The sequence below is a fragment of the Sodalis sp. (in: enterobacteria) genome, from assembly GCF_047607725.1.
Classification (GTDB): Bacteria; Pseudomonadota; Gammaproteobacteria; order Enterobacterales; family Enterobacteriaceae; genus JBLKSS01.
Window position 1 is genome coordinate 1 of the sequence record NZ_JBLKSS010000030.1, and the last position, 19,453, is coordinate 19,453.

15 protein-coding genes and 11 pseudogenes are annotated in these 19,453 nt (G+C 57.6%); 16 read left to right on the top strand and 10 right to left on the bottom strand.

Going from position 1 to position 19,453, the window contains the following annotated elements:
- The first annotated feature begins 226 nt into the window (after nt 1-226).
- From rsmE to ruvX, 4 genes and pseudogenes are all read left to right on the top strand, one after another.
- Nucleotides 227-949: pseudogene (gene rsmE / locus ACMX3H_RS03655) on the top strand (16S rRNA (uracil(1498)-N(3))-methyltransferase).
- Between the two features lie 11 nt (nt 950-960).
- Nucleotides 961-1,917 (top strand): glutathione synthase, encoded by a 957-nt coding sequence (gene gshB, locus ACMX3H_RS03660; protein WP_415209857.1) that lies wholly within the window; start codon nt 961-963, stop codon nt 1,915-1,917.
- A gap of 115 nt (nt 1,918-2,032) precedes the next feature.
- Nucleotides 2,033-2,588: pseudogene (locus tag ACMX3H_RS03665) on the top strand (YqgE/AlgH family protein).
- The gene (gene ruvX, locus ACMX3H_RS03670) at nt 2,588-3,013 is read left to right on the top strand and encodes a Holliday junction resolvase RuvX (RefSeq protein ID WP_415209858.1); all 426 of its coding nucleotides are present in this window, start codon (nt 2,588-2,590) and stop codon (nt 3,011-3,013) included. The pseudogene ACMX3H_RS03665 and the gene ruvX overlap by 1 nt, the downstream one beginning before the upstream one ends.
- A gap of 173 nt (nt 3,014-3,186) precedes the next feature.
- Here the strand turns inward: ruvX and rhaM are convergent, their stop codons facing one another.
- The 4 genes and pseudogenes from rhaM to ACMX3H_RS03690 form a co-directional block, all read right to left on the bottom strand.
- The gene (gene rhaM, locus ACMX3H_RS03675; protein ID WP_415209859.1) at nt 3,187-3,501 is read right to left on the bottom strand and encodes an L-rhamnose mutarotase; all 315 of its coding nucleotides are present in this window, start codon (nt 3,499-3,501) and stop codon (nt 3,187-3,189) included.
- 13 nt (nt 3,502-3,514) lie between these two features.
- Nucleotides 3,515-4,348: pseudogene (gene rhaD, locus ACMX3H_RS03680) on the bottom strand (rhamnulose-1-phosphate aldolase).
- A gap of 12 nt (nt 4,349-4,360) precedes the next feature.
- Nucleotides 4,361-5,599, bottom strand: a pseudogene (locus ACMX3H_RS03685) (L-rhamnose isomerase).
- Nucleotides 5,596-6,202 (bottom strand): annotated as a pseudogene (locus ACMX3H_RS03690) (FGGY-family carbohydrate kinase); the annotation flags it as partial. The pseudogenes ACMX3H_RS03685 and ACMX3H_RS03690, both read right to left, overlap by 4 nt.
- 233 nt (nt 6,203-6,435) lie before the next feature.
- Here ACMX3H_RS03690 and rhaS point away from each other — a divergent pair.
- A pseudogene (gene rhaS / locus ACMX3H_RS03695) lies at nt 6,436-7,255 on the top strand (HTH-type transcriptional activator RhaS).
- Nucleotides 7,256-7,398: 143 nt separating this feature from the next.
- On the top strand, nt 7,399-8,253 hold the full coding sequence (locus ACMX3H_RS03700; RefSeq protein WP_415209860.1) for a helix-turn-helix domain-containing protein: 855 nt from the start codon (nt 7,399-7,401) through the stop codon (nt 8,251-8,253).
- A gap of 200 nt (nt 8,254-8,453) precedes the next feature.
- Here ACMX3H_RS03700 and rhaT read toward each other — a convergent pair.
- From rhaT to ACMX3H_RS03715, 3 genes and pseudogenes are all read right to left on the bottom strand, one after another.
- Nucleotides 8,454-9,487 (bottom strand): annotated as a pseudogene (rhaT, locus tag ACMX3H_RS03705) (L-rhamnose/proton symporter RhaT).
- Nucleotides 9,488-9,744: 257 nt separating this feature from the next.
- Nucleotides 9,745-10,002 (bottom strand): hypothetical protein, encoded by a 258-nt coding sequence (locus ACMX3H_RS03710; protein ID WP_415209861.1) that lies wholly within the window; start codon nt 10,000-10,002, stop codon nt 9,745-9,747.
- A 398-nt stretch (nt 10,003-10,400) separates the two neighbouring features.
- Nucleotides 10,401-11,012 (bottom strand): type IV pilus twitching motility protein PilT, encoded by a 612-nt coding sequence (locus tag ACMX3H_RS03715; RefSeq protein WP_415209862.1) that lies wholly within the window; start codon nt 11,010-11,012, stop codon nt 10,401-10,403.
- A 178-nt stretch (nt 11,013-11,190) separates the two neighbouring features.
- Here ACMX3H_RS03715 and ACMX3H_RS03720 point away from each other — a divergent pair, with 178 nt between their 5' ends.
- The 7 genes and pseudogenes from ACMX3H_RS03720 (at nt 11,191) to ACMX3H_RS03750 (ending at nt 16,328) form a co-directional block, all read left to right on the top strand.
- Nucleotides 11,191-11,886, top strand: coding sequence for a YggS family pyridoxal phosphate-dependent enzyme (locus ACMX3H_RS03720; RefSeq protein WP_415209863.1), 696 nt, complete (start codon nt 11,191-11,193; stop codon nt 11,884-11,886).
- Nucleotides 11,887-11,924: 38 nt separating this feature from the next.
- Nucleotides 11,925-12,752, top strand: coding sequence for a pyrroline-5-carboxylate reductase (proC, locus tag ACMX3H_RS03725; protein WP_415209864.1), 828 nt, complete (start codon nt 11,925-11,927; stop codon nt 12,750-12,752).
- A 52-nt stretch (nt 12,753-12,804) separates the two neighbouring features.
- Nucleotides 12,805-13,359 carry a YggT family protein gene (locus ACMX3H_RS03730; protein ID WP_415209865.1) on the top strand — a complete coding sequence of 185 codons (555 nt, stop codon included), beginning with the start codon at nt 12,805-12,807 and terminating at the stop codon, nt 13,357-13,359.
- The gene (yggU, locus tag ACMX3H_RS03735) at nt 13,356-13,652 is read left to right on the top strand and encodes a DUF167 family protein YggU (protein ID WP_415209866.1); all 297 of its coding nucleotides are present in this window, start codon (nt 13,356-13,358) and stop codon (nt 13,650-13,652) included. Before ACMX3H_RS03730 ends, yggU begins: the two co-directional genes overlap by 4 nt.
- Before the next feature lie 47 nt (nt 13,653-13,699).
- The gene (rdgB, locus tag ACMX3H_RS03740; protein ID WP_415209867.1) at nt 13,700-14,293 is read left to right on the top strand and encodes an RdgB/HAM1 family non-canonical purine NTP pyrophosphatase; all 594 of its coding nucleotides are present in this window, start codon (nt 13,700-13,702) and stop codon (nt 14,291-14,293) included.
- Nucleotides 14,294-14,350: 57 nt separating this feature from the next.
- Nucleotides 14,351-14,614 (top strand): annotated as a pseudogene (locus ACMX3H_RS03745) (YggW family oxidoreductase); the annotation flags it as partial.
- 488 nt (nt 14,615-15,102) lie between these two features.
- Nucleotides 15,103-16,328 (top strand): annotated as a pseudogene (locus ACMX3H_RS03750) (amino acid deaminase).
- 174 nt (nt 16,329-16,502) lie between these two features.
- Here ACMX3H_RS03750 and ACMX3H_RS03755 read toward each other — a convergent pair.
- Nucleotides 16,503-16,778, bottom strand: coding sequence for a hypothetical protein (locus ACMX3H_RS03755; protein WP_415209868.1), 276 nt, complete (start codon nt 16,776-16,778; stop codon nt 16,503-16,505).
- A gap of 494 nt (nt 16,779-17,272) precedes the next feature.
- On the opposite strand from ACMX3H_RS03755, the pseudogene ACMX3H_RS03760 reads away from it, so the two are divergent.
- Nucleotides 17,273-17,899 (top strand): annotated as a pseudogene (locus ACMX3H_RS03760) (TetR/AcrR family transcriptional regulator).
- 64 nt (nt 17,900-17,963) lie between these two features.
- A pseudogene (locus tag ACMX3H_RS03765) lies at nt 17,964-18,278 on the top strand (helix-turn-helix domain-containing protein); the annotation flags it as partial.
- A 477-nt stretch (nt 18,279-18,755) separates the two neighbouring features.
- Here the strand turns inward: ACMX3H_RS03765 and ACMX3H_RS03770 are convergent.
- Nucleotides 18,756-19,121 carry a phage antirepressor KilAC domain-containing protein gene (locus ACMX3H_RS03770; RefSeq protein ID WP_415209869.1) on the bottom strand — a complete coding sequence of 122 codons (366 nt, stop codon included), beginning with the start codon at nt 19,119-19,121 and terminating at the stop codon, nt 18,756-18,758.
- Between ACMX3H_RS03770 and ACMX3H_RS03775 the strand changes: the two genes are divergently transcribed.
- Nucleotides 19,113-19,292: a hypothetical protein gene (locus ACMX3H_RS03775; protein WP_415209870.1), complete on the top strand. Its 180-nt coding sequence runs from the start codon at nt 19,113-19,115 to the stop codon at nt 19,290-19,292. The genes ACMX3H_RS03770 and ACMX3H_RS03775 overlap by 9 nt on opposite strands.
- Nucleotides 19,293-19,345: 53 nt before the next feature.
- On the opposite strand, the gene ACMX3H_RS03780 is transcribed toward ACMX3H_RS03775, so the two are convergent.
- A partial coding sequence (locus ACMX3H_RS03780) for a transposase domain-containing protein (RefSeq protein ID WP_415209556.1) occupies nt 19,346-19,453 on the bottom strand: 108 nt, incomplete at its 5' end.

The window sequence follows — 19,453 nt, forward strand, 5'->3', positions numbered from 1 at the left end:
TATCATCGCCGGATTATCCATGATCTGACAGCCGTCCCTTATAGGATGCGGGTTCACTAGGCATCGTAGTGGAACATATTCTTACCGGGCCATACAACAAACCCACCAATAATTCAAGACGTTCTCCACGGGGCGCTTACCTCTACACTAGAGTGGCCCCGCCGTTGTGCCGGTAGGGTTAAATCCGCCCCGGGCGGCCAGATAACCAGGATTATAACCACGCCTTATGCGAATACCTCGAATATATCATCCGGCGCCGCTGGCCGTCGGCGCCGTCCTCGAAGTTAGCGAAGACGCGGCGCATCATTTAAGCAGGGTGCTGCGCATGACCACTGACGCGCCGCTTGAGCTGTTTGACGGTAGTAATCAGGTTTTTAGCGCCCGGTTGACCCGAGTGGACAAAAAAGCCGTCGAGGCCAGGGTGCTGGCGGCACGTACGGAAGATCGCGAATCGCCGCGGCATTTGCACCTGGGACAGGTGATGTCCCGCGGGGAAAAGATGGAATTCGCTATCCAGAAATCCTTTGAATTGGGTGTAAATGTTATCACGCCATTGTTTTCGGCCCGCTGTGGCGTCAAGCTGGAGGGCGAGCGGCTGGAGAAAAAGCTGCTGCAGTGGCGCAAAATCGCCATCGGCGCCTGTGAGCAATGAGGCTGCAACCGCCTGGCGGAGATCCGCCCCGCGATGACGCTTGAGGCCTGGTGTGCGGAACAGCACGCGGGGTTAAAACTTAATTTGCATCCCCGCGCTGAACAGCGCATTAATACGCTGCCGCTGCCGGCGGACAATATTCGCCTGCTGATCGGGCCGGAAGGCGGCCTGTCGGCGGAGTAAATTGCATTAACCGCCAATTATGGATTTACCGATATTCTGCTGGGGCCACGCGTGTTACGCACTGAGACCACCGCACTCACCGCCCTGCAGGTGCGTTTCGGCGATTTGGGGTAAAGGAGAAAACAATGATTAAGCTTGGCATCGTGATGGATCCGATTTCTTCCATCAATATTAAAAAAGACAGCAGCTTCGCCATGCTGCTGGAAGCGCAGCGCCGCGGCTATGAAATTCACTATATGGAAATTAGCTCCCTGTATCTGCGCGGCGGCGAGGCGCGGGCCTCCACCCGTCTGCTGTCGGTAAAACAGGATTATGACGCGTGGTACAGCTTTAACGGCGAACAGGATATCAATCTGGGCGAACTGGATGTGATCCTGATGCGCAAGGATCCGCCCTTCGATACCGAATTTATCTATGCCACCTACATTCTGGAACGTGCGGAAGATGAAGGGGCGCTCATCGTCAACAAACCGCAGAGCCTGCGGGACTGTAACGAGAAACTGTTTACCGCCTGGTTCGCGCGCCATACGCCGGATACGCTGGTAAGCCGCCGGGACGACCACATCCGTGCCTTCTGGCAGGAGCACGGCGACATCATCCTGAAACCGCTGGACGGCATGGGCGGTACGTCGATTTTTCGCGTCAAGCAAGACGATCCCAACCTGACGGTCATTGTTGAGACCCTGACCGGCTACGGCCGCCATTTCTGCATGGCGCAAAATTATCTGCCGGCCATCAAAGACGGCGATAAACGGGTGCTGGTGGTGGACGGCGAGCAGGTTCCCTATTGCCTGGCGCGTATTCCAAAAAGCGGCGAAACCCGCGGCAATCTGGCCGCCGGCGGCCGCGGCGAGGCCCGCCCGCTCAGCGACAGCGACTGGAAAATCGCCCGTGACGTGGCGCCGGTGCTGAAAAAGAAAGGGCTGATTTTCAGCGGCCTGGATATCATTGGCGACCGCCTGACGGAGATTAACGTTACCAGTCCCACCTGCATACGGGAAATCGAAGCGGCTTTCCCTATTTCCATCACCGGCATGTTGATGGACGCAATTGAAAAACGTCTGGCGGCGCAACAACGCTGATGTGTGTGACGTGGCCGCAATCTGATTTCGTTTGCGGCCAGTGACTTATCACCATTTTGCCCGCATACTGGACGCCGTCTATTTTTTAAACTTACTGATGTTGCCTATTTAAAGCATGAATTTACAGCACCATTTTCTTATCGCTATGCCCTCGCTGCCGGATCCGCTGTTCAAGCGTTCGGTGGTCTACATCTGCGAGCATAACAGTGACGGCGCCATGGGTATCGTCATCAACAAGCCCGTCGAGCAGTTCACCGTCGAAAACGTGCTGCACAAGCTTAAAATCATGCCCGCCGACCGCGATCCGGCTGGACAAACCGGTGTTTGCCGGCTGCCCGCTGGCGGACGACCGCGGCTTTATCCTGCATACGCCGCGCGAGGGTTTTGGATCCAGCATCGGCATTTCGCCGCAAACGATGATAACCACTTCTAAGGATGTGCTGGAGACGCTCGGCACCGCCGATCAGCCCGAAGGTGTGCTGGTCGCGTTCGGCTACTCCGGCTGGGAGCAGGGCCAGCTGGAGCGCGAGCTGCTGGAAAACGCCTGGCTTACCACCCCCGCCGACAGCGAAATTCTGTTCCATACCCCCATCACAGCCCGCTGGCGCGAAGCGGCCAAAACTCTGGGCATCGATATCCATAATATCGCCAACCAGGCGGGTCATGCCTGATGGCCGCCGCCGGCAGCATCATGGCATTCGATTTCGGTACGCGGAGCATCGGCGTGGCCATTGGTCAGCACGTCACCTGTACCGCCCGACCGCTGACGGCGTTCAAGGCCCGCGACGGTGTACCCGACTGGCAGCAGATCGAAAAACTGCTCAACGAGTGGCGGCCGGACACGGTGGTGGTGGGGCTACCGCTGAATATGGACGGCAGCGAACAGCCGCTGACCGCCCGGGCGCGCAAGTTCGCCAACCGGCTGCACGGCCGCTTTGGCGTTCAGGTAGTGCTGCACGATGAACGCCTCAGCACCGTCGAAGCTCGCGCGGGTCTGTTTGAGCGCGGCGGCTATCGCGCGCTGGAGAAAGGCAACGTGGACGCGGGGTCGGCGGTCATCATTTTGGAAAGCTGGCTCGAACAATTTCCCGAGTAACGCTACGGCACCATCGTCGGTCCCCGCCTGCGGTGTCATGGCCGGTAGAGGCGACATGCATGCCGCGCAGCGGCACTGCCACAGCTCGCAGGAAGGTGTCCTGGCCCGCAGCAGTGGCGGTATCATAACTCGTGACAACGGCGCGTCTCTCTTGCCGCTGCCACGGGCCCGACTTACTCCAGATAAAACACCGGACGCAGGGTTGAGTTTAGCGGGCTGTTATCGGCGTTGGCGGGCATGACGTCAGTCATATGGCGCCACCAGCGCTGGCACACTTCCGTCTCCGCCACCGCATTCCAACGCGCTTCGGATTCCATCTCCACATAGGCGAACAGCAGATGGCGCTGTTCATCAAGAAAAATACTGTAGTGATGAGTGCCGTGCTGCTTCAGAGTCTGCGCCAGCTCAGGCCAGATCGGATTGTGCCGGCGTTCATACTCTTGATGTGCCTCGGGATTGACCTGCATAACAAACGCTTTTCTTATCATCACATTTCCCCGTTCAACGCGACTCAACGTCCAGCGCCGCCGCCATCGACGTCACGCCGAAACGCTCGCCGAGCGCGACGAGTTCAGCGCGACTGATGGTCTGCTTTTTGCCCCCCATCGAGCGGACTTTCACCATCACCTCGGCGGATTTTTCCGCGGTATCGATCAGGCCAAAAGCGTCATCCAGCGAGGGACCCGCTGGCGAAAATACCATGAAAAGGCCAGAGCACCAGCGAATGCGCGTGCATTTTTTCCGAGGTGGCGGCGCCAATACCGTCGGTACCGGGGACCATCCAGGGAATGATACCTACCCCGTCGGGGAACACCACTAGACACTCGGTGCTGCCTTCCCATAGCTCGCGGGTAAAGCGGGTGGTATCCAGCTCCAGCACATAGCTCAAAGCGATGAGATTGGTGGCGTGGCAGTACATGATGACCCGATCGCCGTCCCCGTCACTTGTTTGCGCACGGCATGGGATTGCAGGTGCGGGGCCAGCTCGGAGGTGGGCAGTCCACCGGCGATAAGCCCCCACAGGATACGGTAACCGGTGCCGTCCTCATTGAGCTGCAACAGCGTTAAACTGTCGGCGGGAGAGAGCTGCACGTTGCGGAAAAACTTGCAGGAACAGGTGACCAGGAAATAACTGCCGGCCAGCGCCGGCACCGGCGCAGACAATGTTTCACTGCGCGGCCGCGGGTTGAATTCCGCCCGGTAGGGGGCGACATCCTCTGGCGTCAGGCGCAGGCTTACGTTGCCGCCGTTGCGCTCGTCCCAGCCCTTGAGCCACATATCGCTGGGCGCCTTGACCATGCCCTGAACGAACCAGGAAGACAGTAATGATTGCATAACCAGGTATCCTCAGCGTTGACTTAACACGGTTTGTTCATATTCGCGCACCGACGACAGCCAGTCGCTGTCCACCGGTACCTGATGTTGTTGGCAATAGCGATCCCACACCGCCTGCCACGGCAGCGATTTTTGCTCCTCCAGCAGCGCCAGACGCGCCGTATAATCGCCGTTCTGCTCTAAGCGACGCAACGTGTCCGTGGGCTCCAACAGCGCACGCAGCAGCGCTTTTTTTATATTGCGGGTGCCGATAACCCAGGCGGCGATACGGTTAATGGAGGCATCAAAGAAGTCCAGGCCGATATGGACCCGATTGAACAGTTTTTGCCGCACGATCTCACTGGCGATAGCCTCTGTTTCATCGTCCAGCAGGGCGACATGATCGCTATTCCAGCGCACCGGCCGGCTGACGTGCAGCAGCAAACGCGGGACAAACAGGCTCGCGCTGGAGATTTTATCGGAGATGACCTCGGTGGGATGGAAATGACCGGCGTCCATGCACAGCGCGGTACCGCGGCTGGTGGCGTAGGTGAGGTAGAACTCCGCCGAACCGACGGTATAGCTTTCCGCGCCGATGCCGAATAATTTACTTTCCACCGCGTCGATATGATGGCGGGGGTCCAGTTTTTCCGCCAAAACCGTATCCAGCGCCGCCATCAGCCGCTCGATGGTGAGATCTTTCATCCTGTCCGGTACCCAGATATTCATTACCGACGCCGTTCCCAATTCACGGCCAAAATAGGCGGAAATGCGGCGGCTGGCCTGGCAGTGCTCAATCCAGAACTAACGGATCTTGTCATCGGCATAGGAAAGGGTAAAGCCATCGGCGCTCAACGGATGGGAAAAGCAGGTGGGATTAAAGTCCAGCCCCAGATGCTGATCCCGCGCCCAGGCGACCCCGCGGGCGAAATGCGCCGGCTCGATGGCGTTACGCTCCACCGGTTGCTCCGCCTCCAGATAGATGGCGTGCAGATTGAGCCGCTTCGTTCCCGGAATCAGACTAAACGCCTGCTCCAGATCGGCGCGCAGTTGCTGAGCATTGGTGGCTTTGCCAGGATAATTACCGGTGGCCTGAATCCCCCAGGTCAAGGTGCCGGTGGGGTTCTCAAAACCGGCAACATCGTCGCCCTGCCAGCAATGCATCGAGACGGGCAGCGTATCAAGCAGCGCCAGCGCCTGGTCCACGTTGACATCAATATCGGCGTAGCGCTGTTTGGCCAGTTGCCAGGCTTGTTCAAGGGATGAGTTCATAATAGGATTTCCTCTTGCGGATGGTAAAGCGCCTGAAAGCGTTGCCAATGATGGGCAAAATCAGGTATCGGGCTGGGCAGGTAGTGCGCCAGCGGAAAACTGCTCGTGACGATCCGGCGCCAGGCCGCTACGTCCGCCACTTCGTTAAGCGCCATAAGCTGGCACCCCACGTTGCCGAGCGTCGACGCTTCCACCGGCCCCGCGGACACCGGCAGCTGGCAGCAATCGGCAGTGAGCTGGTTAGGCCAGCGGTTTTGGCTGCCGCCGCCGACGATGTGCAGCCGCGCCGGGGCAATGCCGTGCAGGGCGCTCAGCTCCAGCAGTACCCGGCGATAGAGCATCGCCAGACTGTCGAGAATACAGCGCGCCAGCACCGCGGCCTCCTCCTGCGGTACCGGCTGCCCGTGTTCGCGGCAGGCCTCGCGGATGGCGTCCACCATGGAGGGGGGGGTTAATAAAGCGCTCATCGTTGGGATTAATCAAACGGGTAAAGGGCGGCAGCGCAGCGGCGGCTTCCAGCAGCGCCGGCAGATCCGCGATCCCCTGCTCCTGCGTAATCCGGTTCAGTAACCACAGGCCCATGATATTTTTTAGCACCCGGTAGCGGGCTGGCAAAATCGTCAAGATGAATGTGAATCCGATCACAAAAGCAATATCGTCTCCATTTGTCGCCACGCCGACGCCCGGCCGCCTGTGATCTTCGCCGCAAAATTCATCACGGGGAGCGTAAATCTCGAAAAAAAACCACAATGCGGTGTTTGGCGGTCGGGAATTGAAGGCGCACCGCATTATCGCGGCATAAGATAAGGTCCCTGTATTATACTGAGGTGCCTGAAATGACGTTACTGTATGATGATGATTTTTTTGTTTCCCCAGACGCTACGGTTGCCATCGAACCCCGCCTGCCGCAGTGGGATTTTCCCGAGCATTATCACGATTTCTGGGAGATAGTGCTGGTGGAAAACGGATCGGGCATACATGTCTTCAACGATCAACCCCACACGCTGTGTAGCGGTACCGTCTGTTTTGTCCGGGCCAATGACCACCACCTGTTTGAAAGCGTGGATCGGCTGAATATGATCAACGTGCTGTACCGCGCCCCTAACGGATTTCGTTTTTTGCAGAATATCGCTCCGTTCCTGCCGGGCGACAAGTCCACTGGCAAGTCAATCACGCGGCGCTACAGCAGGCCAAGCAATTGATTCACAATCTCGACGCGCTGAGCGGTGATCTGTCGCCGGAGAATATTGCCGCCAGCGAGGGCAATTTCTGCAGTTGCTTATCGTACTGTGCAAGGGGTGTTTCCAGGCCCACAGCGACGACAACCGCGAGCAGCGTCTGCAAGATCTGTTACGCTGGCTACAGCATAACTTCAGCGACAATGTCGACTGGCTGACCCTCGCCGATCAATTTCAGTTACCGCTGCGCACGCTGTACCGCCAGCTAAAACAGCAAACCGGGATGACGCCTCAGCGCTATTTGAACCGGTTACGCCTGCTGGAGGCGCGCAAGTAGCTAAAACAGTCCGATAAAACGATCACGGAAATTGCCCACGCCTGTGGTTTTAGCGATAGCAATCATTTCTCCACCCAGTTCCGGCGTGAGTTCTCCCATTCGCCGAAAATGCTGCGCCAGGGCTATCCCGACCTGCTATAGGTGCCGCACGCGACGGGCGGTTACCCGGCCATGACCGCCCTTCCTCCCGACGCGACAAAAAATGCGTTTTGCAACGATCATCAGATAATTAACAACAATTATATCATTATTCTCTATTGCTTTTTAGCTTAGGGGATTACGGCATGAATGGCCTTAAGCTGCAGGTTTTCGACTATTTTCTGACCGACAAAAACACGGTAACCGTCGCCGATCGTCGACCACAGCCCGCCTTTCCACAACATTGTCTCGAGTTTGACGAAATTGTCTTTGTCTGGCGCGGCAATGGCCTGCATATTCTCAATGAAGTGCCCTATCCCATCACCTGTGGCGATCTTTTCTATATCAACGCCCGCGATCGTCATGGTTATGAATCGGTCAACGATTTAGAGCTGGATAACGTTTTGTACCGGCGCGAGCTGCTTACCCTGAACGTTAACTGGCAGGACCTGCTTCCCGGCCATACTGCGGGACCGGAGGCGCGACAATATTGGCGTTTAAGCACGCCCGGCATGGCCATTTTGCGCCAGAGCGTCGATGCACTGGCGCAGGAGTGCATAAAATCCGATGCGCTATCGCTGCTGCTGAGTGAAACCTTGTTTTTGCAGTTGGCGCTGAGGACCAAACGTTTCCGTCACGCCCCGGACAGCCCATTTGTTTCCGACGCCGAACAGTTAGATCTGCTGCTGATGGCGCTGCGCGTCAATATCAGCGCGCCTTTCCGCCTGGATGATTTTTGCCGCCAGTACGACCTTAACGCCCGCACGTTGCGGGTGATGTTCAAAAACCATACCGGTATGGGTATTCATCATTACTTGCGTCAGTTACGCCTGAGCAAGGCGATGGACCTGCTGCGCCATGGTCAGCAGGCGATAGGCGATGTCGCCTCGCTGTGCGGCTTCGACGACAGCAACTACTTTTCAGTGGTGTTCAACCAGGCTTACGGCTTATCACCGCGTCAATACCGCCAGCGCTTTCAGAAGGTCCTCAGCCCCGGCTGAAGGTTGACCACGCCGCAAAGCCGCGCCTACTGCGCGCTTGCGCCGGCGGCACCAGAGGCCTGTAACGAATCCGCCGTTTACGTCGGTTAATCCACGCCACCGCCGTTTAAGCCGCTGGTTTAACCCGCCCATACTCTCTTCGGCGCTTACACCGGTCGGGCCACGAGACCGTCACTCGAACGCCGTTTACCACGCGGAACTCAGGAGGCCATACCTAAACCTACAATATTGGCGGCTAAGATAATCACCAGCACGCCGATACATAACCAGCTTACGGGTTTTTTGCCAACGCCAAGCCACTCTTTCAGCACCAGCCCGACGATGCTGCCGCACAGTACATAGCTACTCATATGCAGCATCCAGCTAACAAACGCGTACTGGGATGGAATATTGGCATGGCCCCAGGCGTAGAAAAAGAATTGCAGATACCACATGACGCCGGCGAGAATCGAAAACAGCGCATTGGCTATCAGCAGCGATTTCCCGACCGAGAGATCGGCCTTTAGGGATATCTCCCGGCGCGTAGCGAGCCGGATAAAGCAGTAGCCCAGATTGACAATAGCGCCGCCGCCCATAATCACCACATAGCTGGGCAGCGCAACGTAAAGCGGGCTTATTCCGGCATTTTTCGCCGCTTCATGCATCGGTACCGCCGCGTCCATAGCAAACGACATACCCGCCGAGAAGAAGCAGCAAACGATCGCCAGCAATAACCCTTTCTTCAGGTTGAATTCTTCCGCCCGGATCCCCTGGGCCCGTTCTTTTAACAGACCGGCATAGCTGACAATACCCACGCCGATGACCGACACCAGCACTCCGACAAGGGTAATCCGCACGCCGGTGGTGTTGAGCAGGATGCCGAATTTCCCCTGAAGGAGAGACGTTAATAATGTACCGACAATAAGCGTAATGCCGATGGCGATACCAATTCCCATCGACATCCCCAGGTAGCGCATCGTCAAGCGTAGTTAATATTGCCGACGCCCCACATCGCGCCGAACAGGAAGACCGGCAGCAGCGTACCCCAGGGAAAACTACGGTAATAGGCCCAAAAATCCGGTAGCAATACCCAGCTAATCGCCCAGGGCAGGATCACCCAGGAGAAGAAACCGCCAAGGGACCACATGGTTTCCTAGCTCCAGTGACGAACTTTTTTGAACGGTGCATAAAAACAGGCGGCGCTGGCGGCGCCGATGAAATGCCAGAAGATCCCCAGCACGATAGAACTACCCATGGACAAGCTCCTGTCTGCAAAGTGAGATCGCCGCCAGCGTCGAACTGCGAGGAAGCGGTGATGGAGGAATACGGTCAACAAACGCGGAGGTTAGTGTAGGGATCTTGCTGGGCGTAACGCCTTCGGATCATTGCCATCTTTTTTGCCGGCGTGGCAATATCAGCAACCTGATAGTGAGCGCGGTCACAAATGGATAACATCATGGCGGGCGTGGATTGCGGCGGCTGACCGGAATGGTCGCCGCCGGTCGAGAACGTTTAATCTTTTTGGATTAACAGCTCAAAATACAGATTGGTGACGTCCGGATCGTCATCAGGTCCGCCCTGCTCGGTCACCGAGACCATTTTCCAGCCGTCCTGTGCCAGCGCAGGAATTGTTTTGCTGCCAATGTCAGGGCAGTTAAAAACCGTGCTGTCGGATAATTCGTGACTGCCGGGGCCTTTGCTTAGATCGATTTTTACGGTGGTTGAATGGCAAACATGGGCCTGGCCGGCAACGCCGGCGAACGGCACCACCAAACACGCCGCGGTTATAAGAAATTGATTAATTTTCATCTAGTTGTATTTTCTTGTAGTGAAGCACGATACCGCTGCCAGCCCCCTCGGCGCTGGTCAGCGCCGGGGAACAGCAGCAGCATACGAGAGGGCATGACAAGAGGCAAAACAATCCGTGGCCAAATTGATGTTCACGAAGCATTAAATCGCTGCCCGGTGCACAGCGTCACGGCGCCGGGAGCACATTGCGTCATGCCTGCGAGGGCGAAAGAAAAGATGTCCGGATGCTGCGGTGCCGCGTTTTTTTTATGACGCAGCGGGCGAATGCCGGCTTCCCGTAAGCCGACAGCCCATCTGTAGTCCCGGCAGCAGATGGGTTTTCCCTTCGCGGATGAGGTGACGCCCCGCGGGCGTCATGGTCAGCAGTTCAAAAAGACCCATCCGCCCGCCCGCGGACGCCTGACCAATTGCTGCGCCATCACCCCCAGCAGGCTGCCGGCGAGCAGCGCGCGGGCGAAACTCTGCTGCGCGGCGGGAAAGGCATCTACCAGCCTATCGACCGCCTGGCTGGCGCTGCGGGCGTGCAGCGTACACAGCAGAAGATGGTCGGTTTCCGCGGCGCTAAGCGCCAGGGCAATAGTGGCGCAATCGCGCAGCTCGCCGAGCAGGATAACGTCGGGATCCTCGCGCAGGGTGGGGCGCAGCCCCGCGCGGAACCCGCTGCAGTGGCGCCCTATTTCCCGCTGGTGGATAAGACAATGCCTTGAGGCATGCAGATGCTCGATGGGATCCTCAAGGGTAATGATGTGCAGCGCCCGGCTGTCGTTGAGCTCATTGACCATCGCCGCCAGCGAACTCGTTTTCCCGCTGCCCGCCGGGCCGGTCACCAGCACCAGTCCCCGCGGCTGCGCCAGCAGCTCCAGCTCCGCCATGCGCGGCGGCCGGGTAGGAATAATACGCAGGCTTACGGCCAGCACGCCCCGCTGCAAAAAGAAGTGGGCGCGCACCCGCTGGCCGCCGGTTAGCGTCAAGATAGCGCCGGGCGCAGCCGGCGATGTCGCTTTCTGCCAAGGCCGGCGCCTCCAGCGGCCGCAGCAGGCCATCCACGCGAATTATCGGCGGCTGACCGGGACAAAGGTGCAGATCGGAGGCATTATGCTTTACACTATGGCCACCAGTTTATCCAATTCCATATGACCTCCTGAAACCATGAGCACTATCGAGCAGAATCTACAGCGCGTTCATCAGCAAATCCGCACGGCTGCGCAGGATTGCGGCCGCGATCCCCAGCAGATTACCTTGCTCGCCGTCAGTAAAACCAAACCTGTGACGGCGATCGAAGCCGCCATCGCAGCCGGTCAGCGGGCCTTCGGGGAAAATTATGTGCAAGAGGGCGTGGAAAAAATAGGCTGGTTCCGGGAGCGGTCTGAGGCCCCGGGGCTTATTTGGCACTTTATCGGTCCGTTACAGTCCAATAAAAGCCGTCTGGTGGCGGAGAATTTCGATTGGTGTCATACCCTGGATCGCCCGCAGCTGGCTCGGCGGCTGAACGATCAGCGGCCGGCGCAACGAGCGCCGCTCAATGTGCTAATCCAAATCAACATCAGTGGCGAAGCCACCAAAGCCGGTATCGCGCCCGAGCACATGTTGTCCCTTGCGGCGCTCATCGCAGAGTGTCCACGTCTGCGGTTGCGCGGTTTGATGGCTATCCTGGCGCCGGAGAACGATTTCCAGCGGCAATTGGCGGTGTTTAAGCGCATGTACGACTTGTATGAAGCCTTACAACGCGTCCACTCCGGCGTCGACACGCTGTCGCTGGGCATGACGGACGATATGCCTGCGGCTGTCGCCGCCGGCAGTACGCTGGTGCGTATCGGCACCGCGATTTTCGGCGCCAGAGAGTAGGGTTACGCATCCCCCTGAATAGCTTAACGAGGAACTGCATGCAACAGCGTAATATCACCTTTATCGGCGCCGGTAATATGGCGCAGGCCATCATCGCCGGCCTGGTGGATAACGGCTATCCCGCGCATTTGATCACGGTTTGCGCTCCCTCCGCCGCGCACCGCGGCGCGTTGGCCGAGCGTTACGGCGTGCAAAGCAGCGGCGATAATCTGCGCGGCGCGCGCGAGGCGGATGTGGTGGTATTGGCGGTGAAGCCGCAGCTTATCGCCCAGGTCTGCGAATCGCTGCGCGCAGAGGTAGATTTTTCCGGCAAACTGGTGCTTTCCATTGCCGCAGGTGTTACCGTGAGCCGGTTTTATGCGCTGCTGGGCGAAAATATCGCCATTGTGCGGATGATGCCCAATACGCCCTGTCTGGTGGGCAAAGGGATGAGCGGCCTGTATGCGCCCCCGATGACTAGCGAGGAGGACAGGGCATTCAGCGCCCAGTTAATGGGCGCGGTGGGAAAACTGTGCTGGCTGGAGCAGGAAAGCGATATTAATGGCGTTATCGCCGCCGCCGGCAGCGCGCCGGCCTATTTTTTCCTGTTTATGGAAGCCATGCAGCAGCAGGCGCAGGCGCTGGGCTTCGATGAAACCACCGCCCGTACCCTGGTGCTGCAGGCCGCCGCCGGCGCCGCCGCGCTGGCCGCGGACGCGGACGCGGGCGATACCCCTTTCGCCACCCTGCGGCAGAACGTGACCTCGAAAGGGGGCACCACAGCCGCGGCGCTTCAGGTCTTCGAGCAGCAGGAGCTGCCCCGCACCGTCGCCAGCGCGATGCAGGCGGCGGTCGCGCGCGCCGAAGAGATGGAAAAATTATTCTGATGATTGTCGCCGACGCGGCGCTTGTTAACCTGATTAAGGACATTTACCTCTTATGCTGACGCTGACGTTTTTGGTCAAAACGCTAATCGATCTTTATATTATGGTGCTGCTGCTGCGCATTTGGATGCAGTGGACGCGCTGCGATTTTTATAATCCGTTTTCGCAATTTATCGTCAAAATCACCCAGCCGGTGATCGGGCCGCTGCGCCGGGTTATTCCCGCCCTCGGGCCGCTGGACAGCGCCTCGCTGCTGCTGGCGTTTATTTTGGCGATGATCAAATTCCCGCTGCTGATGCTCATCGAGATGCACGTCCTGATCCTCGATCCCATTTATTTGCTGGTCGGCCTGCTGACGCTGCTGAAAGCGGCCGGCGAACTGGTGTTCTGGGTGGTGATTATTCGTTCCTTGCTCAGTTGGATCAGCCAAGGCCGCAGTCCGATGGATGTGGTGCTTTATCAATTAAGTGAACCGCTAATGTATCCGATTCGCCGCATTCTGCCGGCCATGGGCGGCATCGATTTTTCGGCGATGGTCGTGATCCTTATCCTTTATGCACTGAATTATCTTGGTATGGATCTGTTCCCGGGAATTTGGTACCGCCTGTGATCGGCGTTTGGCGCGAGGGCGATGCGCTGGTGCTGCGGCTCTATATCCAGCCCAGGGCCAGCCGCGACCATATCGCCGGCGCCCACGGTGATGAAATCAAGGTCGCCATCACGGCGGCGCCGGTGGACGGCCAGGCGAATAGCCATTTGATTCGTTTTCTGGCGAAAGAATTTGGCGTGGCGAAAAGCCGCGTCATCCTGGAAAAAGGGGAACTGGGGCGCCATAAACAGCTCAGGATCGACCAGCCCCGGCAGATTCCCGAGCCCATCGCACGTCTGCTGGACGCTGCCTGAGCCCCCTTAATCATTGCCCGCGGCTCGCGATAATTGCGGATAAACCTATGCAAAAAGTGGTATTGGCCACCGGCAACGCCGGTAAAGTGCGCGAGCTTGCCGGCGCGCTGGCGGATTTCGGTATGGAGATAGTGGCGCAGAGCGCGCTGGGCGTGGTGTCGGTGGAGGAAACCGGCCTGACGTTTATTGAAAACGCGCTGATCAAGGCCCGGCACGCGGCCCGTGTCACCGGTCTGCCGGCCATCGCCGACGATTCAGGCTTAGCGGTGGATGCGCTCGCCGGCGCGCCGGGCATCTATTCGGCCCGTTATGCGGGCGAGGACGCCAGCGATCGGCAGAATCTGGACAAGTTGCTGGCGGCGATGGCCTCGGTGCCGGACGGTCAGCGTGGCGCGCAATTTCACTGCTTACTGGTTTATCTGCGCCATGCCGACGATCCGACGCCGCTGGTGTGTCACGGCAGTTGGTCCGGCGAGATTGCGCGCCAGCCGTCCGGCGCCGTCGGTTTCGGCTACGATCCAGTTTTCCTGCTGACTAAGCAAGGCCACCTCGCCGCCGACCTTAGCGCGGAAGAAAAGCAGGCGCTCTCCCACCGCGGTCAGGCGCTGGCCTGCCTGCTGGACGCCCTGCGCCATGCCTAATTTACCGCCGCTCAGCCTGTATCTGCATATTCCCAGGTGCGTGCAAAAATGCCCTTGAAGCTCGCCCGTCTCGGCCGTATCCATGGCGCGGAGGAGGACCGGCGCGCGGTGCGGTTGGCGGCCTCGCTCGGCCTGCGCAGTTTTAATCTTGACTTGATGCAAGGCCTGCCGGACCAGTCGCTTGCGGGCGTGCTTGATGATTTGGCCCAGGCTATCGCCCTGGCGCCGCCGCATTTGTCCTGGTATCAATTGACCATCGAGCCGAATACGTTATTTGGCTCGCGGCCGCCGGCGCTGCCGGATGATGATGCGCTCTGGGAGTAAGCGCCCCGTGGAGGACGTCTTGAATTATTGGTGAGTTTGTTGTATGAGACAGTAAACCTACGTTACACGCTTATGCTCATTGCATTTTCACATTTTATTGATTTTAATAACTTTTATTTCCATCCCGGTTTGAGTGATATGAAATTAGTGGTTCTGAAGTTTGTGATAGTGTCCATTAAAATTTAAGTGGACACTATCATCGCCGGATTATCCATGATCTGACAGCCGTCCCTTATAGGATGCGGGTTCACTAGGCATCGTAGTGGAACATATTCTTACCGGGCCATACAACAAACCCACCAATAATTCAAGACATCCTCCAAGGGGCGCTTACATGAAAACAGTGGAAAACTACACAAAAAATTGACCATTTTTTGGTACCTTTTATCGTTTTGGGTTGATTTTTTATTAATTTTATTTTTTTTCATGCTGTTGAATTATGATATCGCTTATCGATGATAATGGATAATCAATAGGAATATGTTATGAAGTATCATGATGTCGCAGGAGTGGCGCACAAGGCCGCCATCATGCACCGGCCTGATGATCGTCCAGTCAATCTGCTGCTGGAGGATGTCTGTCTGCCGGCGGTAGCGGTAAAAAGTCAGTCATTGGAAAATAATATCACCGGGATGCAGCGTTATGCCGATGCGCGGGGGGTGTCGTGGCGCCTCACGGTAAAACCACCATGACACCGTGGATTTTTCGCCGACAAACCGCTCTTGGCGCCTGGGCTATCGGCGTTGGCAGCGCCTGGCAGGCCAGCGTCGCCATGTAAAGCGACGTGCGCCGGGTATTGATGGTCAATCAGTTGGTCAGAAGGGCGAACATGCAGCTGGTGTCACGGCTGAAAACCGACTACCCGGCCTGTCACTTTTTCTGCTGCGTCGATAGCGAGGCCAATGCCAGCGCGCTGTCGGCTTTTTTTGCCGCCCGCGGCCAGCGGCTGGATGTGTTGATTGAACTGGGGGTACCCGGCGGCCGCAGTAACGAGGAGGCAGAGGCGCTGGCGGAACGGGTGACCACGCTGCCCGGCCTGACGCTGCACGGTATCGAACTGTACGAAGACGTGATCCACGATGAAGATCCGCGGCCCAGGGTCGAGCAACTACTGCGCGACGCCGCCGCTCTGGCGCTGTCCTTCAGCCGTCATCAGTGGGTTAAAGGGGAAATGATCCTGACCGGTGCCGGTTCCTCGTGGTATGACGTGGTCTGTAATATCTGGCATGAAACCCCGCTGCCGGACGGCTGCCGGTTGGTGATCCGTCCCGGCTGTTATGTCACCCATGACGGCGGTATTTATCAGCAGGCCCAAGATGCCGTGATGGCGCGCGATCCCATCGCCTGCGGTCTGGGCGACGATTTGCTTTCGGCATTGGAGCTGATATCGATGGTGCAATCGGTTCCTGAACCCGGCAGGGCGGTGGTGAATTTTAGCAAGCGCGACAGCGCGTTCGACGCCGGGTTGCCGCAGCCGGGGGCGCACTATCGCCAGGGGCAGGCGTTACCGTTCACGCCAGGCGCATTGACGACGGTGGACATCATGGATCAGCATGCCATATTGACCCTCGTGCCCGGGAGCGATGTCCAGGTTGGCGATATTCTGGTATTCACCACGTCGCATCCCTGCCTGACCTTTGATAAATGGAAAATGCTGTTTCTAATCGATAGCGATTATAACGTGCTGGAAGAGATGGAAACGTGTTTCTAACCCCTAGATAGGGTGCCAGCATGATGGCGTCTGTGCGCCTGGCCGATTCTCCCCTCTGGCCAGACGCAGGCGCCGAGCGCACCTGCTTTGGCGTACGGCTACGACCAGGGGGAAGGCGTGCCATGCCGTGTTAAAACGCCAGGTCGCGTTAACGCCCGCGGATGCCGACGTGCATTAGAATAAACCCAACTTGCTTAATTTGCTGTCTTTACCGTCCAGCGAGCGTCGGCGGAATTTACCTGGTGGCACAATATCAGGCTTGCAGGGCGCAGCAATGTGCTCCGCCGTAGCGTCGGAGGGTGTATCGCGGGTAAGTTGCTGTGTGTCGATGACGCTGACCGTATCAAAGCCGGCGGCGGGCCGGGCAGCATTGAGGGTATCGTCGGCATTCAAGGCATAAACCGGCGTCGCCATCAGCAGGACGGGCAAAACAAGGATGCCTGTTTTCATTGCCATGACTTCATTTGAGTAACAGAGAGCTGCTGACACTGATTATTAACCTTCTTAAGGTTAAATCTATGTAAAAAATGCTCACCGCGAATACGCTTCGTGCTTTCGCGCGGTGACGAGAGTAAAGCCTCGTCAAGCGGGTACAGAGCGAAATGGCCTTTCTCGGCATCCGGGGTGAGCTGTCGCGGTTTTAAACGACCGTGCAGCAGCGGTTTGATCCTAATGATAGAGACATTTGCCGCCGTTGCCGGTTAATGACCTATTAACCGCATTTGACCGACGGCCTTGGACTTGTCAAAGGCCCAGAGTGTAGGTTATGGCCGCGCTAATTCCGGCATACTGCCCACACAGGACGTTTTTTCAACGCCCTGGCCACGGGTGGGCACACGCAAGGGGTAACATGCGGTCTGGCTCAGGCGCTCACCATCACGATTACATCAACTGGATATCAATTGCCGGATGTGGTCTTGCGCTAACTGAGTTACACTTTATTTATGAAAGAATATACTGCTACCCTTTGTGGCCTGCGTGGCCCGACCGATCACTGCATTCGCGACCAAATCGTCAGCGCCGCTAATGAACACTTCAGCCACTACGGTTATGGCAAAACGACGGTATCGGATTTGGCGAAAGCCATTGGGTTCTCCAAGGCTTACATTTACAAATTTTTCGACTCCAAACAGGCAATAGGTGAAGCCATCTGAAGCCATTGCATGAACGTTGCGCTAGAAGCCGTGGGTGAAGCGATGCGCAATGCAGGCAGCGCAGCGGAAAAATTTTGCCGTCTGTTTGATTTGCTAGTGGGTAATGCCGCCAAATTATTCGTCAACGAACGTAAACTTTACGACATCGTGGTGTATGCGGCGGCCGAACGCTGGCCGTCTTCGTTGGCCTATGAGCAGGAAATCCGCGCGCTACTGCGCCAGATTATCCAGGAAGGCCGCGAAAACGGCGAATTTGAGCAGCAAACACCGCTGGATGAATGCTGTCAGGCCGTCTATCTGGTAATGCAACCCTTCATCAATCCGCTGTTGTTACAACACCATCTCGACTTATTGCCGCAGGGGCCGGAGCAGCTTTCACGGCTAGTACTGCGCAGCCTTAAGCATCAAGATGCTTAGTGACTATTAACTTAATTAGTCACTAGGTTAGTATCTTCCCTTCGCTAGCCAAGGGAGAGATAAGATGAGTCATGCCGGAATAGTACAAGATTTAATCGCCTGGATTGAGGCAAATCTGGAACAGCCGCTGGATATTGACCACGTGGCGGAGCGCACCGGTTTCTCTAAATGGTATTTGCAGCATATGTTCAAACACCATACCGGTTATCCGCTGGCCAATTACATTCGTCGCCGGCGGTTGTCCGAATCCGCTTGCCGCTTGGCCACCGGGAATGAAGCCATATTGTCGGTAGCGCTGGCGGTAGGGTTTGATTCCCAACAATCGTTTTCCCGCAGTTTTAAACGTGAATACGGTGAATCACCCGGCATGTACCGCCGTATGGCGGGCAAACTCCAGGGCGGCATTCCGCCTTGCTGCGCTCGCCCGCCGCAGCCGATGCAGGGCGTGCAGCAGGCCCGCGTAAGGCTTCACCACGCGTTTCCTCCGGGCGAGGCACGGGTGGAGGAGCGTTAATCGCACGCAGGGGGTAACCCGTTGTGCCAAGCTTGGCCGTTTGCCGGCGCAGAATGTGGTTTGTCGCCAGCCAATCGGTGGCGTAGGCCGCCAAGGCGGCCACCCCGCGCGAAGCGAGTAGCGTACGACGGCCAGACCGGCGCTCGCTATGCCCCGCGTGGGGGAGTGCAGTGGGTGCCTTGTGCGCGGGGTATTATGTTAAACGTAGGCGATTCTACTGTAAGCGCCCCGGCGCCGCTACGGTAACAATCAACGGCACGGCGGCCGGAGCGTAGGTCGCGCTTACGCCGCCGCGCTTTTTGCCTGTGGCGTTGCCGCGTGGGCGGCCCACAAATCGGCTATCTATTTCACGCCCTTGGCGGTAAAACGCGCCTGAGCAAAGGTGTAGCGGCTGCCGCTGGTGCCGGTATGCAATTCAAAACGGCCGGCATCGCGGTGCTGCTGATACGGGGTCAACACTCCCGCCAGCCGATACATGATCTGCCGCTCGAGCAAGAATTGACGAAACTCCGACTCCTTCACCTTCAGTAGGTTACAGACCTGGCGAAACCCCATTGCGCCCTCCACGGCGACATAACGGTCAAAGAAACTGGCTTTTGGCGCCAGGGTCGCCAGATGTTTTTCCGCGGCCTGCCGCCGCTCGAACTCTTCCGCCCAAGCGCGCGCCACGGCCGCCGGGTTGGTAAAATCGGGAAGATCATGCGTCATTTCCCGCGCCTGCCAACGGTCAAGCACCAGGGGGGTGAAGGACGGCGACAGCAGGGTGACAACGGTCAGCGAATCTCGCTTGTCGAGCAGGTATTCCTGGCGCGGCTGCCCGTTGGCGAGGAGATAGTCGGCCGTGCGAAGGGGCTGGGACAGACGTTTGCCGCTGTCTAGACTTATAATCAGGCACTTGACTTGTAAGCGTACGCCCAGCGCCGTATTGACAGTTATTCAGCAGGGATGGTGAGGTTCCACGGCAGGAGCTCTTTGATTTTGTTGATGGGATGATCCGCGATAATCGCCAGCACATGGCGCAGATACGCTTCCGGCTCCAC

Bases quoted from the DNA above. Each gene is read 5' to 3' on its own strand.
- ruvX (WP_415209858.1), top strand. From the start codon at position 2,588: ATGGCCGCCGCCGGCAGCATCATGGCATTCGATTTCGGTACGCGGAGC.
- ACMX3H_RS03770 (WP_415209869.1), bottom strand. From the start codon at position 19,121: ATGACGCATGATCTTCCCGATTTTACCAACCCGGCGGCCGTGGCGCGC.
- ACMX3H_RS03775 (WP_415209870.1), top strand. From the start codon at position 19,113: ATGCGTCATTTCCCGCGCCTGCCAACGGTCAAGCACCAGGGGGGTGAA.
- ACMX3H_RS03700 (WP_415209860.1), top strand. From the start codon at position 7,399: ATGAATGGCCTTAAGCTGCAGGTTTTCGACTATTTTCTGACCGACAAA.
- gshB (WP_415209857.1), top strand. From the start codon at position 961: ATGATTAAGCTTGGCATCGTGATGGATCCGATTTCTTCCATCAATATT.
- ACMX3H_RS03755 (WP_415209868.1), bottom strand. From the start codon at position 16,778: ATGAAAACAGGCATCCTTGTTTTGCCCGTCCTGCTGATGGCGACGCCG.
- ACMX3H_RS03730 (WP_415209865.1), top strand. From the start codon at position 12,805: ATGCTGACGCTGACGTTTTTGGTCAAAACGCTAATCGATCTTTATATT.
- rdgB (WP_415209867.1), top strand. From the start codon at position 13,700: ATGCAAAAAGTGGTATTGGCCACCGGCAACGCCGGTAAAGTGCGCGAG.
- proC (WP_415209864.1), top strand. From the start codon at position 11,925: ATGCAACAGCGTAATATCACCTTTATCGGCGCCGGTAATATGGCGCAG.
- rhaM (WP_415209859.1), bottom strand. From the start codon at position 3,501: ATGATAAGAAAAGCGTTTGTTATGCAGGTCAATCCCGAGGCACATCAA.
- ACMX3H_RS03720 (WP_415209863.1), top strand. From the start codon at position 11,191: ATGAGCACTATCGAGCAGAATCTACAGCGCGTTCATCAGCAAATCCGC.